The sequence below is a fragment of the Aequoribacter fuscus genome (assembly GCF_009910365.1).
Lineage (GTDB): Bacteria > Pseudomonadota > Gammaproteobacteria > Pseudomonadales > Halieaceae > Aequoribacter > Aequoribacter fuscus.
In genome coordinates this window covers 1,693,926-1,708,391 of record NZ_CP036423.1, presented here as the reverse complement: position 1 = coordinate 1,708,391, position 14,466 = coordinate 1,693,926, and the positions used below count along the sequence as shown (strand labels likewise).

Below are 14,466 nucleotides of genomic sequence, written 5' to 3'. Positions count from 1 at the left end.
CAGCTGTCGGATGCAGAGTTCCGGTCTCTTGCTCGACAGGCAAAAAGCGAGCGCTAGCTGGGCACGAGTACAGTGTCTGTTGCCTGATCCTCAGGGTCAGGGTAGTCCAGGGTAAAGTGCAACCCGCGGCTCTCTTTGCGTTGCCGCGCACAGCGGATCATTAAATCCGCGACAACGCTGAGATTCCGCAATTCGAGCAGGTCGTTACTCACTCGGTAGTTGGCGTAATACTCGTTGATTTCGGAGCGGAGCAAGTCGCAGCGGTGCTGAGCGCGTTCCAGTCGTTTGTCGGTGCGCACAATGCCCACGTAGTCCCACATAAAGCGCCTGAGTTCATCCCAGTTGTGTGATATCACGACGTCTTCATCGGAATCGGTAACTTGGCTTTCATCCCAGTCCGCAACTGAGACTTTCGCGCCGGAGGTCAGGGCAGTGTCTTTGATGTGGTTCGCGGCAGATTCTCCATAGACCAGACACTCGAGCAACGAATTACTGGCCATTCGGTTAGCGCCGTGAAGACCGGTGTGCGACGTTTCGCCAATGGCGTACAGGCCAACGATATCGGTACAGCCGTGTTGGTCGACAACCACACCGCCACAGGTGTAGTGGGCTGCTGGTACGATAGGTATGGGTTCTTTGGTGATATCGATGCCGTACTCTAAGCACTTCTTCGCGGTATTGGGGAAATGTGTCAAGACTTCGGCTGCCGGCTTGTGCGAGATATCGAGCAGTAGGTGGTCCGCCCCTAATCGCTTCATCTCATGATCGATCGCGCGTGCCACGATGTCTCTGGGGGCCAGCTCTTCGCGCTCGTCGAATTTATGCATGAATCGCTGCCGGTCTGGCAGTAACAAATGCCCCCCTTCGCCTCGGATGGCTTCGGTGATGAGATATGATTTGGCTTTGGGGTGATACAGGCAGGTTGGGTGGAACTGATTGAACTCCATATTGGCAACTCGGCAACCCGCACGCCAAGCAATGGCGATGCCATCGCCACTGTTGCCATCGGGGTTGCTGGTGTACAGGTAGGCTTTACTCGCGCCGCCCGTAGCGAGTGCCACCACGTTGGTTTGGAATGTGTCCACCGAGCCGGTTCGCGTATTCAAAGCATACAGGCCCCGACAGCGGCCATCGTGTACGATTACATCTACCGCAACACGTTCGGTGAGTACATCGATATGGCTCGCTGCCACAACGTGTTTGCTTAGCGTCTTCGATATCGCTTTGCCTGTGGCATCGGCGGCATGCAGGATCCGACGGTGACTGTGCCCACCTTCGCGCGTCAAATGAAAGCCCGTGCCTTGTTGCTCGTGTTCTTCTAGGCGATCAAAGGTTACGCCCAGCTCGACGAGCCAATCGACCACACGACTGCTACGCGACACGGTAAACTCGACGGCATCGCGATTGCAAAGTCCGGCGCCGGCGATTAACGTATCTTGTACGTGCGACTCCACAGTGTCATTAGCGTCAACAACAGCCGCCATACCACCCTGCGCCCAATACGTGCTCCCCTGATTGAGGGTGGATTTTGTCAGCAAAGCGATGCGAAGGTGGGTCGGCAAATGCAGCGCGAGCGCCATACCAGCGGCACCTGTGCCCACAATAACAACGTCGTACTCAGAGTGTGTTGTAGCCATCTCGTTAATAACATCTCGCATAAAGTCAGTTAATATGACGGGCCAGAAGCAGGTTTATGAGAAAAATTAACTCCGTGGCACAATACGCGGAACTTTAGCAGAAATTAGTGCTCTTAGAAGCAGTGAGACGGAAAAAGCGATTGGCACGCAATTCAGTCCAATAAGAGCGAAACGAATTGAGGAGATTGCGTGAGCGGTGGCTCAGTAACAGACGAGGAATCAGATCGATTGCTTGTTGAACGGGCGCAGAAGGGCGATTTGCGTGCCTTCGACCTACTGGTCATCAAATATCAGCACCGAGTGCTGAGCGTGATCAGGCGGTTCGTAAAGGATAGCGACGAGGCACAAGATGTGGCGCAAGAAAGCTTTATCAAGGCGTATAAGGCGCTCGAGCAGTTTCGCGGCGACAGCGCGTTTTACACCTGGTTGTTTCGAATAGCGACGAACACTGCCAAGAATTATCTGGTGGCTCGAGCGCGACGCACGCCCCTAGTCGATATCGATATTGACGATGCGGTCTTGCAGGATGACGGAGAGCAACTGCGAGACCATGAGAGCCCCGAGGCGGCAATTGCATCGCAAGAATTGGAGCAGGTGATCACCCAAGCGGTGGCTGACTTGCCAGATGAGCTGAGAACTGCGCTGTGCCTGCGTGAGTTTGATGGCCTAAGTTACGAGGACATAGCCGCGATTATGGAGTGCCCTATAGGAACGGTGAGGTCGCGAATTTTTCGTGGCAGAGAGACCGTGGATAGGCAAGTGGCTGCGGTGATGAATGGCGAACCACATTATGCCCAATAGAGAGGTGTCAGTGAGTATTAAGCAGGATATGAGAACTGGTGAAGACTACGACGAGCTGCTGTCACGGCTCATGGATGGAGACCTCGATGAGTTTTCCGTCAATCGCTTGCTAAAGCGCATCGATGAGCAGCCCAGCTTGCGCGAGACTTGGGGGCGTTATCATGTCAACCGCGAAGTTTTGCTGGGTACGTCGGCTACCGTCTTGAGTCTCAGCGTCGCTGATCGCGTTCGAGACGAATTGATACAGTCGGGCGTGCGGCCCAAACGTCGCCAGCACTGGTTCAAGATACTACGACCTTTTGCGGTAGCAGCTTCAGTCGCCTGTTTGGGTGTTCTGGTCGGTTTGCAGGTGCAGCAAGATACCAAGCCTCAAGCGACGACGATTGCGGCGTCTGCGGTGCCTACTGTGCGATCAATGCCCGTAATGCCGCTCGACTCGGCAGGCTTACAGGCGATTCCAGCGAGCTATGGACAAACGCAGGTAATGCGTTCGCCAGCGCCCATCCCGATTGAGGGTTTGTATCAAGAGTTGGCCCGACAGCGGCTAGAGCTGTACTCGAGTCAACACGCAACAGCGGGTGCCTTGCATACGCCGGTCACGGTCATGACAGGAACGCTGGCCCGAGCGGAAGCGCAGGCGGGTAAGCGCTAAGCTATGCGGATAGAAACTGTCCGCGCTCTTGCGGTTCTCGTCATTGCAGCGTGTCCAAGCCTTGGATGGGCAGAGACAAGTTGCAACGCCGAAGATGAGGAAGCGCTGCGAGTTTTGGGTAAAACCATGCAATCAGGACATGGCCCGAGCTTTGCTGCACGAGCGGTTGTACAAACTGCCGTCGGGTCGCAGCAGATTGTGATTACTCGTGGAATGCCAGATCCCGATGGCGCTTATTCGGTACAAATTCCCGATCACAGCAGCGACTGCGACAACCTGAGTCATCGGTTGCTGCTCGAGCGCGAACACAGCTGCGGTGTCGCGCAGTGGTACAAGTTTCGAGTCGAGCGACAAATGTTAGGCGATGATACGGCCACGATCATTACCGCCTTACCGAAAGACGTGTATCGGCACGGTTTTCAGTTGGTCGTCGATGAAAAAAACGACATAGTGCTTCGCTCTACCACCTTCAGCGGCTCTAATGCGTTAGAGAATGTCGAGTTGAGAGCCTTGTCGTTGGCGAGCAAACCAGAGGCGGAAAGCGCCGAGGTTCAAGGCGTGGCAGCATTACCGGATACCGCGCAACCCCAGTCGAATGAGGGCGGCTCCTCTTGGTCACTGGGGTGGTTGCCTGCAGGCTTTGAGGAGGTATCGATGAGTCATGCCGCCGTCGTGCAGGCGCGAACTTACACGGATGGTTTGTCAACATTTAGCATTTTTGTTGAACAGCCCAAAGGCGAGATTCGCTTGGGTGAAGGGATGGTGAATCGAGGCGCGACCTTGGCCTATACCCGCGGTTTGCAAACCTCACAGGGCGCGGCTTTGGTCTCTGTGATCGGTGAAATTCCGATCAATACCGCCAGGATGTTGGTCGAAGGTCTAGAGTGGTCCGGTCGTGCTGAGTGAACCCTTAGTCGTTGTTGGTGTTTCAGAAGATGGGCGGAGTGTCGATGTTTTGGGGTCGCGGCAGACAACCTGTGGCAGTTGCTCGGCGAAAATCGGATGTGGGCACGGAGTGTTCAACAATCAACGGTCTGCGCAAACGTTCACTCTGCCTCTGGGCGATGCAATGAAAGGCGTTGTGGTCGGAGAGCCCATTCGTTTGGTGCTCCCAGCCAACGGCCTCTTGAAGTTAGCGTATCTCGCCTACGTGCAACCGCTGTTGTTGGCGATGGCATTGGCCACTTTGGTCGCTCAGGTGGCGCCCGCGCAGGTCGGGGCCCAAGTCGTGGCCTTGCTGGTCGGTTTAGGCTGTGGCGCAGTGTGGTCGCTGACACGGACGTCGGTGCGGCAAGTAATAGCGGGTATGCTTGAAATCTCCGAAAGCTCCCATAGAAAGTAGTGATCGAGCGCCTGCCGCTCGAGGGTTTTTCAATGAGTCGTTCAAATTGAGCGGCTGTCGTTAGTCGTTAAAGGAGGAAAAGTATGGCACCACAACGGTGGCTTACCGCGTTAATATTGGTTGTGTGGAGCGCTCTCAGTGCTGCATCAAGTTTGCCCGACTTTACGGAGATAGTTGAAGACAGCGCCCCGGCCGTGGTGAAGATTCTTGTAGAGTATAAGGCGGGCCAAAATCGCGCTGAGTCGGAATCGTTTGATCACGATGCCTTGCCGGATTACTTAAAGCGATTTTTTGATCCTCGTGGAATGCCTAATTCGCCTCGCCCTCGCAGCTCGATGGGTTCCGGCTTCGTATTAACCAAAGATGGCTACATTGTGACCAACAACCATGTGGTCGACGGTGCAGATGCGGTGGTGGTGCGCTTTTCGGATCGCCAAGAATACGATGCTGTTATTGTAGGGCTTGACGAATTGTCCGATTTGGCACTGCTGAAAATCGAGGCTGAGGATCTACCCACGCTGCCTTTAGCTCAGCCAGACGAGCTAAAAGTCGGGGAGTGGGTGTTAGCCATCGGATCTCCGTTTGGTCTGGACTTTTCTGTCACCGCTGGCATCGTCAGTGCCATGGGGCGATCGTTGCCCACAGAGACGAACGACAACTATGTGCCGTTTATCCAAACGGATGTGGCGATCAACCCTGGCAACAGCGGCGGGCCCTTGTTCAACCTGGCTGGAGAGGTGGTCGGCGTGAACTCGCAAATCTACACCCGCTCGGGCGGGTCGATCGGGCTTTCGTTTGCTATTCCTGTCAGTGTTGTGCGCGATGTGGTCGATCAGCTCCGCGACGGTGGTCAAGTCAAGCGCGGGTGGTTGGGTGTGAGTATCCAAAACGTAGACAAGAATCTCGCTGAGGGCTTTGGTTTGGATCGTCCAAGAGGCGCTCTCGTCGTAGATGTGGTAGACGAAAGTCCCGCTGCTGAGGCCGGTTTGCAGTCGGGTGATGTGATTATGACTTTTGACGGTGAATCGATCGAAACGTCTTCCCAGTTGCCGCACGTTGTCGGTCTGGTTAAGCCCGGTAGTCAGGTCGAAGTGAGTGTCATGCGTGACGGTACCCTACGGACTTTGAGCGTCGAAGTAGGTGCTTTACCCGAGCGGAGTAAGCCGGTACTCGCAAGCGCTCAGTCGAGTGCAGAGAATCTATTGGGCTTGGTGGTTAAAAATGCGGACCAGCAGACCCTAGAAGCGCTGGGTCTTAGTGCGGCCGTGGTGGTGGAGAAAGTCGTGCCCGAATCGCCCGCGGCAGCCCAAGGTATCTTGCCTGGAGACGCTATCACGATGGTGGGTTCGAGTCCAATTCGCAGCGTTGCTGACTTCGACAATGCCGTCGCACAGCTTGACCCAGGACAGTCCATACCCTTGCGTCTAAATCGAAGGGGTTCGCCCATGTTTCGTGGCCTGCGGGTGCCCAGTCCATAGTTCGTTGGGGTTTTGCCACGACAGGTAGTGGGTGAGGATGGCGAGGGGGGCGTGCTTAGGCTACAATTGCCCCCGCGCGTCCACTGCCTTTAATTCACCAGCGAGAACACTGCTTGAGCGATCTAACACATATCCGCAATTTTTCGATTATTGCCCACATTGACCATGGTAAATCAACGCTTGCTGATCGTTTGATTCAGATTTGCGGAGGCTTGAGCGAGCGTGAAATGGCCGAGCAGGTTCTTGATTCGATGGACATCGAGCGAGAGCGTGGTATCACGATCAAATCGCAAAGTGTCACCCTGAATTACCAGGCGCAAGATGGCAGGACGTATCAGCTTAATTTTATCGATACCCCCGGCCACGTTGACTTCAGTTACGAGGTGTCGCGCTCGCTATCGGCATGCGAAGGTGCTTTACTCGTGGTCGATGCCGGGCAAGGTGTAGAAGCCCAGTCGGTGGCCAACTGTTACAAAGCCATCGAGCAGGGTCTAGAAGTCGTTCCGATCCTCAATAAAATGGACCTGCCACAAGCAGAGCCTGAAAAAGTAAAGGTCGAGATTGAGGAGATTATTGGTATCGACGCAACCAACGCGGTGCCCTGCAGCGCGAAGACTGGCTTTGGCATGGATCAGGTGCTGGAAGAAATTGTGCACATGATTCCGCCTCCTCAAGGCGATTACGACGCACCGTTGCAGGCGCTGATCATCGACTCTTGGTTCGACAACTATCTGGGGGTCGTATCGCTCGTGCGCGTCGTGCAGGGCACCTTAAAGAAACGAGACAGGGTGGTTACTCGCTCGAATGGCAAAACGCACCAAGTCGACAGCGTGGGTATTTTTACACCAAAGCGCACAGAGACGGCGTCTTTGCGAGCCGGCGAAGTGGGGTTCATGATCGCTGGCATTAAAGACATTCTGGGGGCCCCGGTGGGGGACACCTTGATCAGTTCTCAGTACCCAGAGACGCCACCTTTGCCAGGGTTTCAGCGTATCAAACCGCAAGTGTATGCGGGTATCTTTACAGTCTCTACCGATGACTACGAGGATTTCCGTGACGCGCTCGGCAAGCTCACCTTAAACGACGCGTCGTTGTTTTATGAGCCTGAAACGTCTGATGCGCTTGGCTTTGGCTTCCGTTGCGGTTTTCTGGGCATGCTGCACATGGAAATTATCCAAGAGCGGCTTGAGCGTGAATACGATTTAGATCTCATCACCACTGCGCCAACGGTCGTTTATGAAGTTGAGAAGAAAGACGGTGAAATCATTAATGTCGATAACCCGAGTGCCCTGCCAGATCCTGGGTTGATTCAGGAGATTCGCGAGCCTATTGCTCGGGCGCATATTTTGGTGCCTCAAGACTATTTAGGCAATGTCATTACCCTTTGCATAGACAAACGAGGTGTACAGAAAGACATGCAGTTCTTGGGTTCCCAAGTGTCGCTCACGTTTGACTTGCCGATGTCAGAGGTGGTCTTAGATTTCTTTGATCGTTTGAAGTCAGTCTCTCGAGGTTACGCCTCGTTAGATTACAGTTTTGAACGGTTTGAGCCGGCAAATCTGCAACGTTTGGACGTGCTGATCAACGGCGAACGGGTCGATGCTCTCGCTGTCATCGTGCATCGAGATCACGTGATGTCACGCGGCAGAGCCCTAACCGAGAAAATGAAAGATCTGATTCCTCGGCAGATGTTCGATGTCGCGATTCAGGCGGCGGTGGGTGGTAAAGTCGTAGCGCGGCAAACAGTCAAAGCTTTGCGCAAAAACGTCACAGCAAAGTGTTACGGTGGCGATGCGACCCGCAAGCGCAAGCTGCTTGAGAAGCAAAAGGCGGGTAAAAAGCGCATGAAACAAGTCGGTCGCGTCGAGGTGCCTCAAGCCGCGTTTTTGGCCGTATTGCAGGTAGACAATTAAGGGGCCCCCATGTCATTCGATTTTCCGTTAATTTTGTTGGTGTTGGTCTCGGTCAGTGGGCTCGTTTGGTTAGCCGATGCCTTGGTGTTTGCGCCGCGGCGCCGACAGCGGCATGAAGCGTTCTCTAGTGGAGCGGCGCTGGACGTTCCGCCTTTAGAAGAGCCTGTTTTGGTTGAGTACGCACGGTCGTTTTTCCCCGTTTTGTTCGTCATATTTATCTTGCGCTCTTTTATCGTCGAGCCGTTTCAAATCCCGTCATCTTCGATGGTGCCCACCTTACAAGTCGGGGATTACATCCTGGTCAATAAGTTCACTTATGGTTTGCGGTTGCCGGTGGCGCGAACGAAAGTACTTGATATTGGCGAGCCGCAGCGTGGTGACGTCATGGTGTTTTTTCCGCCGCACCAAAACAAAACCTACTTCATAAAACGGGTGATCGGTATCCCCGGTGACGTGATCGAGTATAAAAATAAGCAGCTATCGGTCAATGGTGAAACGCTTGCGCTAGATTTCGTGGACGTGGTGATCGAACGCGGTCGGCCTTATCACTTACTGTCTGAAACCTTGCCAAATGGCGAAACACGAGACGTGCAATTTGACCCCTTGCGGCCAGTGCGAGACTTCAAAGAAGTGGTTAAGCCCGGACATTATTTCATGATGGGCGACAATCGTGACAATTCAAGCGACAGTCGCGTGTGGGGGCAAGTCCCCGAGGAAGACATTGTGGGTAAAGCCTTTGCAATTTGGATGCATTGGGAGTCGGTCCTCAGTACGCCGAGCTTTGATCGAGTCGGTGGCATCCGTTGAGGCTCACAGCTTTGCAGCTGAGTGCTTTGCAACAGGCGATCGGCTATCAGTTCAAAGATCTCAGTCTCATAGAGTTGGCTTTGGCGCATCGCAGTGTCGGCGCAAAAAATAACGAGCGATTGGAGTTTTTAGGGGATTCTCTGGTCAATCATGTCGTTGCCGAAGCGCTGTTTAAACGTTACCCCAAGGCCCCCGAAGGTGAAATGAGCCGGCGGCGTGCTTACCTTGTAAAGGGCGAGACGCTCGCGGCTATCGCTCGAGAAAAAAATCTGGGCGATTTCGTAGAGCTTGGACAGGGCGAGCGCAAAAGTGGCGGTCATCGGCGCAAGTCGATATTGGCTGATGCCTTAGAGGCCGTTGCCGCCGCCATACTGCTGGACTCCGATTTTGAAACGGCAAAGCAGGTGGTGTTTGCCTGGTTTCGCGATCGCTTAAATGACGAGACCTCGTTTGCGGCGAGTAAAGATGCGAAAACAAGCTTGCAAGAGTGGCTGCAAGGCAGGGGTTTAGCGCTGCCTGAATACCACTTGGTAGCGACGCGTGGCGAAGATCATCAGAAAGTCTTCGTTGTCGAATGTCGGGTGCCGAGCAAGGGCTTAAAAGAAACGGCGAGCGCCAGCAGTCGGCGTCGCGCTGAGCAGACCTCCGCGCAGCAAATATTGGATAGACTACAATGACGGAATCGATAAAAAAATCGGCGATTGTTGCCATAGTTGGGCGCCCTAACGTCGGTAAATCGACCCTGCTGAATCACATACTGGGTCAGAAAATCAGTATCACCTCCCGCAAGCCCCAAACGACGCGACATACTCTGCTCGGCATCCACACCGAGGGAGACTTTCAACTGGTGTTTGTCGATACGCCTGGAATTCACTCGGAGCACAAAAAGGCTTTGAATGAGTACATGAACCATGCGGCAACTCAGGCGATGGCTGATACTGACATTATCTGCATGATCGTCGACCGCACCCACTGGAATGCCGATGACGAGCGAGTCTTTAAACACGTAAAACGGCACTCGGCCAAATTAGTACTCGTGGTCAATAAAGTCGATTTGCTTAACGACAAAGGTCGTTTGCTGCCTTATTTAGAGGAGCTTTATCAAAAATCGGGGGCAGACGAAATTGTGCCGGTATCGGCGTTTACGCCCAGTGATGTGCAGCGCTTAGTCCAGGCGCTGGTCAAGCTATCTCCAGTAGGCGAGGCGATATTCCCGGAGGATCAAGTCACGACTCGAAGCTCTCGATTTTTAGCGTCTGAGATCGTGCGCGAGAAAATCACACGACAATTGGGTGACGAGCTGCCGTATTCTGCGACGGTCGCCATTGAAAGCTTTGACGTGGGTGAGCGTTTTACCGAGATTCACGCTACGATTTACGTTGAGCGGCAAGGACAGAAGAAAATCTTGATCGGAGACGGTGGCAGTCGCTTGAAGTCAATCGGGACCGAGGCTCGATTGGATATGGAGCGCCTGTTTGATCACAAAGTCGTATTAAAGCTTTGGGTCAAGGTCAAAGCAAACTGGTCTGATGACGCCCGCGCCATGAAAAGCCTAGGCTTTGGTGACGCTGACTAGTTATGGCCATGGGCATACAGCAGCCAGCGTTTTTGTTGCGTAAACGTCCTTTTCAAGAAAGCAGTGAGATAGTCGATTTATTCACACCGGAGCGCGGAAGGGTGTCATGTGTCGTTAAGGGAGCCAAACGCAAGCGCCTCGGTGGCTCTCTGTCACAACGTCTTCAGCTGTTTCGCCCGCTAGTCGTGCGATTTCAGGGCCGCGGCGATCTTAAAACCTTGTTAGACGCGGAGGAACTGCACGAGCCTTATACTCTATTCGGCGAGGGCTTTTATGCGGCCCACTACGCCAATGAATTGTTGCTGCGTGTGCTGCAGCAAGAGGAGTCTTACGCCGAGCTGTTCGCAGATTACGCCAGCCTGCTTGAAGTCTTAGAGGCAGACTCCTCGCCAAGGGCGCCAATAAGACGTTTCGAGTGGAGTATTTTACAGACCTTAGGTGCGGAGCCGGATCTTAGCACTGATGCAAATGGCGAGCCTATCGATCCAGATAAGTGGTATCATTTTGTCGACAACACCGGGTGGTTGGATGCGCTCGAGCACACGGCAAGCAAACCGGCGCCAGGGCGTTGGCTGTTGGCCTTAGCGATTAACGAGCCAGAGGCATGGGCGAGCAAGTTCGCGCGTGAACTCTGTCGAACATTGTTATTGCCTTACATTGGTGAAGCGCCGTTTAAATCGCGTCTCCTTTGGCAGCAACAGGCCCAGCAGCAGTAGCGGGAGTGGAGCGTGATGATATTGGGTTTAGGCTCTGACATCGTAGATATTGAGCGCATCGCAGCCGCGGTAACGCGTCATCCCGAACGTTTCGCGCGGCGCATTTTGACCGAGCACGAATGGCACGCGTATCAAGAGCGCGATTATTGCGTAAATTTTTTAGCCAAGCGCTTCGCCGCTAAAGAGGCAGTGTCTAAGTGTTTTGGGACGGGGTTGCGGGGAGCGCTTCAGTGGCAAACGATACAGGTACTCAACAGCGACTTAGGTCAGCCGACTGTCGAGCTGTTGGACGACGCGCATGCTCTGCTTGCCCCCAACGCGATGATTTCGATAACCCTGAGTGACGAACGGCGGTATGCAATTGCGTTTGCTGTGTATCATCTGAGTGCGCCATGTTAAAACTGACGAGAGGAGATAGCCCCAAATGGTGAATTACCCCACGATAGAGTCCTGCATAGGTGGTACCCCATTAGTGCGCTTGCAGCGCATGCCCGGCAATACGAGCAATACGGTACTTGCGAAGCTCGAGGGTAATAATCCAGCGGGCTCCGTCAAGGATCGGCCGGCACTTAACATGATCCAGGCGGCTGAGTCTCGTGGCGAAATACAACCGGGTGATACTTTGATAGAAGCAACCTCGGGCAACACGGGTATCGCGCTCGCGATGGCGGCAGCGATTAAGGGCTATAAACTTAAACTCATTATGCCGTCGCACATGAGTGAAGAACGCAAGTTGGCGATGGCGGCTTATGGTGCCGAGTTAATTGAAGTGAGCCAGGAAGAGGGTATGGAGGGAGCCAGAGATCTTGCTCTGTCGATGCAGGCTCAGGGTCTTGGACGCGTTTTGGACCAATTTGGTAATCCAGATAATCCCGCGGCGCACTTTCAGGGCACAGGCCCTGAGATTTGGGATCAGACGGCAGGTACGATAACACATTTTGTTGCGTCTATGGGTACCACGGGCACCATCATGGGATGTTCGCGATTTTTTAAATCAGTGAACCCGAAAATCCAGATCATTGGCTTGCAGCCCGCGGATGGGGCGAGCATCCCCGGCATTCGTCGGTGGCCCGAAGCGTATTTACCCAGCATTTACAAACCCGATACGGTTGATCACATATACGATATAGACCAAAACGAAGCCGAAGTAACGATGCGCAGAATGGCGAAGGAAGAAGGTATTTTCTGTGGTGTGAGCTCGGGTGGGGTGATGGCCGGTGCGTTGCGTTTGAGTCGTGAAGTAGAGAACGCCGTCATCGTGGCCATTGTTTGTGACCGCGGTGACCGTTACTTGTCGACCGGGGTGTTTGCAGGTTAAGCCTTATGGTGTGGGTACGCGAATCGCCACAGATGGATTCAGCCGAGGGTTATGACCTGGCGGCGTGGCAGTTGCGTTTAACGGACTTTTATTCAGCTTCTGATGCTGAAAGAGTGTCAGAGGCTTTAAGCTGTTTACAGAGCGCCTCACACCGGGTCGGCGTAGATTGTAACGACTGGGCGCAAACCTCCAACTTAGTCGTCGAGAGTTTGGATATTGCGTTAATTCTTATTGAGCTCAAGGTTGATGTTCAGGCACTGTGTGCAGGTTTGTTGTATCGAGCCGTGCGCGAGCAGCGCCTGAGCGTTGAGTCTGTGCGGCGGGAATTTGGGCAATCTGTTGAGGCCTTGGTGGTCGGTGTGTTAAAAATGGCCGATGTGGCGGATGTACAGAGTTTCACTGCGGCCTCGGTGCTTGGACAGCCGCAGTCTGCAAACGATAATCTCCGACAAATGCTCGTGGCGATGGTCGATGACGTGCGCGTCGCCTTAATCAAACTTGCAGAGCGTACGTGTGCGATCCGAGTGGTGAAGAACGATGAACAGCGGCGCGAGCGTTTAGCTGCCGAGGTTAGTGGACTGTATGTCCCACTCGCTCATCGCTTAGGTATAGGGCAGCTGAAATGGGAGCTTGAGGATCTGGCGTTTAGGTACACGCAGCCTTCGGTGTACAAACGCATCGCTAAGTTACTTGACGGTAAGCGCGTTGAACGAGATCGCTACATTCGGAGGGTGTCGCAGACAGTAGACGCTGCGCTGAAAGAGGCATACGTATACAGCGAGATCAATGGCCGCGCCAAACATATTTTTAGCATCTGGAAAAAGATGCAGCGGAAAGGTATCGGTTTTTCTCAAGTGCACGATGTCCGGGCTATACGTATTTTGGTCCCCTCCGTAAAAGACTGTTACACGACTTTGGGCGTGATTCATGGCCTGTGGCGCACGATTCCAAATGAATTTGACGACTACATCGCCAACCCTAAACCCAATGGTTATCGGTCACTTCACACGGCGGTAATCGGACCCGAGGGCAAGGTGTTAGAGGTGCAAGTCCGTACCAACGAGATGCATGACGAAGCCGAACTTGGCGTCTGTGCGCACTGGCGTTACAAACAAAGCGATCGAGCCAGCAGCGGTTCGGTTTACGAAGAAAAAATCGAGTGGCTGCGCCAAGCTTTGCGCTGGCACGACGAGGCGGGTGCCTCTGGCAGTATTGCCGAATCTTTGCAGTTTGACGCCGACTATGACCGAGTCTTCGTGTTTACCCCAAAAGGCGATATTGTAAATTTGATGCAAGGCGCTACGCCGTTGGATTTTGCCTATCACGTGCACACTCAAATAGGCCATCGCTGCAAAGGCGCCCGCGTTAATGGCAGTTTAGTGCCGCTCAATCAGGCCTTAAATACCGGTGACCGCGTGCACATCATCACGGCAGATGAGCCATCACCGAAGCGCGAGTGGCTAAACCCTGAAGCGAAATGGGTAATCACATCGCGTGCAAAGGCACAGATTATCCAGTGGTTTAAAGCCCAAAAACGAGAGGACAATCTGGCTGCGGGCCGGGCGTTGCTGGAAAAAGCCTTTCGACGCTTAGCCATGAATGCGCTCGACTATAAACGGATTGCTCGCAAAGTTCAGTGCTCCACTGTTGACGACATGTACGTTGCTGTGGGTTCGGGTGAGCTGGCGGCGCAGGGTGTCGTTGCGGTCGCTGAGAGTTTGATGATGCCAGACACTCAGTCGAGAAAAGATCCTACCGTAGCCAGTATGGGTCAACTACAAAGTTGGGCCGGCACTCGAGGTCGTATTCATCGAGCGGGCTGTTGCCAGCCGGAAGAGGGAGATCGAGTTGCGGGCTTTGTGACGCGGGCGCGAGGTGTCTCGGTTCACCGTCTGGATTGTAGTCGCTGGCTCAAGCTCGTCGACATCGCGCCCGATCGGGTTGTTGAGGTGCGCTGGGAGCAGGGGCAGATCACAGCGCTGGAGGTGGTTATTGAAATCCGAGCCTATGATCGCAAAGGGCTCTTGCGGGATGTGACAGAGACGCTGTCGCAAGCAGGCGCGAATATGATCTCGGTCAATACCCAGACCGATCGGCGAACGCAATTAGCCTATTTGCGCATTGAGTTAGAAGTCAGTGGGTTGGCTGTGCTTGATTCAACGCTAGTTCAATTGAATCAGTTGCCCAACGTCATTTCCGCAGAGCGGGTCAACGAGGTCTCCTGAC

General features: G+C 53.9%; 14 protein-coding genes. 13 read left to right on the top strand and 1 reads right to left on the bottom strand.

What is annotated here, in order from left to right; translation table 11 throughout:
• Nucleotides 1-53 precede the first annotated feature (53 nt).
• On the bottom strand, nt 54-1,637 hold the full coding sequence (nadB, locus tag EYZ66_RS07710; RefSeq protein ID WP_139042530.1) for an L-aspartate oxidase: 1,584 nt from the start codon (nt 1,635-1,637) through the stop codon (nt 54-56).
• Nucleotides 1,638-1,826: 189 nt separating this feature from the next.
• On the opposite strand from nadB, the gene rpoE reads away from it, so the two are divergent.
• The 13 genes from rpoE to EYZ66_RS07645 all read left to right on the top strand — a co-directional run bounded on the left by rpoE (nt 1,827) and on the right by EYZ66_RS07645 (nt 14,465).
• Entirely contained in the window at nt 1,827-2,438 is a 612-nt protein-coding gene (rpoE, locus tag EYZ66_RS07705; protein WP_009574852.1) for an RNA polymerase sigma factor RpoE, read from the top strand.
• 10 nt (nt 2,439-2,448) lie between these two features.
• Entirely contained in the window at nt 2,449-3,090 is a 642-nt protein-coding gene (locus EYZ66_RS07700; RefSeq protein WP_158026994.1) for a sigma-E factor negative regulatory protein, read from the top strand.
• 3 nt (nt 3,091-3,093) lie between these two features.
• The gene (locus EYZ66_RS07695) at nt 3,094-3,996 is read left to right on the top strand and encodes a MucB/RseB C-terminal domain-containing protein (protein ID WP_040816060.1); all 903 of its coding nucleotides are present in this window, start codon (nt 3,094-3,096) and stop codon (nt 3,994-3,996) included.
• Nucleotides 3,986-4,432, top strand: coding sequence for a SoxR reducing system RseC family protein (locus EYZ66_RS07690; RefSeq protein ID WP_040816058.1), 447 nt, complete (start codon nt 3,986-3,988; stop codon nt 4,430-4,432). The genes EYZ66_RS07695 and EYZ66_RS07690 overlap by 11 nt, the downstream gene beginning before the upstream one ends.
• 83 nt (nt 4,433-4,515) lie before the next feature.
• Nucleotides 4,516-5,910: a Do family serine endopeptidase gene (locus EYZ66_RS07685; protein WP_040816056.1), complete on the top strand. Its 1,395-nt coding sequence runs from the start codon at nt 4,516-4,518 to the stop codon at nt 5,908-5,910.
• A 113-nt stretch (nt 5,911-6,023) separates the two neighbouring features.
• Entirely contained in the window at nt 6,024-7,823 is a 1,800-nt protein-coding gene (gene lepA / locus EYZ66_RS07680) for a translation elongation factor 4 (RefSeq protein ID WP_009574846.1), read from the top strand.
• 9 nt (nt 7,824-7,832) lie between these two features.
• Nucleotides 7,833-8,630: a signal peptidase I gene (gene lepB / locus EYZ66_RS07675; protein ID WP_009574845.1), complete on the top strand. Its 798-nt coding sequence runs from the start codon at nt 7,833-7,835 to the stop codon at nt 8,628-8,630.
• A gap of 11 nt (nt 8,631-8,641) precedes the next feature.
• Nucleotides 8,642-9,307: a ribonuclease III gene (gene rnc, locus EYZ66_RS07670; RefSeq protein ID WP_009574844.1), complete on the top strand. Its 666-nt coding sequence runs from the start codon at nt 8,642-8,644 to the stop codon at nt 9,305-9,307.
• The gene (era, locus tag EYZ66_RS07665) at nt 9,304-10,206 is read left to right on the top strand and encodes a GTPase Era (RefSeq protein ID WP_009574843.1); all 903 of its coding nucleotides are present in this window, start codon (nt 9,304-9,306) and stop codon (nt 10,204-10,206) included. The genes rnc and era overlap by 4 nt, the downstream gene beginning before the upstream one ends.
• A 2-nt stretch (nt 10,207-10,208) precedes the next feature.
• Nucleotides 10,209-10,922 (top strand): DNA repair protein RecO, encoded by a 714-nt coding sequence (gene recO, locus EYZ66_RS07660; protein ID WP_009574842.1) that lies wholly within the window; start codon nt 10,209-10,211, stop codon nt 10,920-10,922.
• A 15-nt stretch (nt 10,923-10,937) separates the two neighbouring features.
• Nucleotides 10,938-11,321: a holo-ACP synthase gene (acpS, locus tag EYZ66_RS07655; RefSeq protein WP_009574841.1), complete on the top strand. Its 384-nt coding sequence runs from the start codon at nt 10,938-10,940 to the stop codon at nt 11,319-11,321.
• 25 nt (nt 11,322-11,346) lie between these two features.
• A complete protein-coding gene (gene cysM / locus EYZ66_RS07650) occupies nt 11,347-12,240 on the top strand; it encodes a cysteine synthase CysM (protein ID WP_009574840.1) in 894 nt (297 codons plus the stop codon).
• A gap of 5 nt (nt 12,241-12,245) precedes the next feature.
• A complete protein-coding gene (locus EYZ66_RS07645; RefSeq protein ID WP_009574839.1) occupies nt 12,246-14,465 on the top strand; it encodes a RelA/SpoT family protein in 2,220 nt (739 codons plus the stop codon).
• Nucleotide 14,466: the final 1 nt, after the last annotated feature.

Bases quoted from the DNA above. Each gene is read 5' to 3' on its own strand.
- nadB (WP_139042530.1), bottom strand. From the start codon at position 1,637: ATGGCTACAACACACTCTGAGTACGACGTTGTTATTGTGGGCACAGGT.
- EYZ66_RS07695 (WP_040816060.1), top strand. From the start codon at position 3,094: ATGCGGATAGAAACTGTCCGCGCTCTTGCGGTTCTCGTCATTGCAGCG.
- EYZ66_RS07685 (WP_040816056.1), top strand. From the start codon at position 4,516: ATGGCACCACAACGGTGGCTTACCGCGTTAATATTGGTTGTGTGGAGC.
- lepB (WP_009574845.1), top strand. From the start codon at position 7,833: ATGTCATTCGATTTTCCGTTAATTTTGTTGGTGTTGGTCTCGGTCAGT.
- era (WP_009574843.1), top strand. From the start codon at position 9,304: ATGACGGAATCGATAAAAAAATCGGCGATTGTTGCCATAGTTGGGCGC.
- recO (WP_009574842.1), top strand. From the start codon at position 10,209: ATGGCCATGGGCATACAGCAGCCAGCGTTTTTGTTGCGTAAACGTCCT.
- acpS (WP_009574841.1), top strand. From the start codon at position 10,938: ATGATATTGGGTTTAGGCTCTGACATCGTAGATATTGAGCGCATCGCA.
- cysM (WP_009574840.1), top strand. From the start codon at position 11,347: ATGGTGAATTACCCCACGATAGAGTCCTGCATAGGTGGTACCCCATTA.
- EYZ66_RS07645 (WP_009574839.1), top strand. From the start codon at position 12,246: ATGGTGTGGGTACGCGAATCGCCACAGATGGATTCAGCCGAGGGTTAT.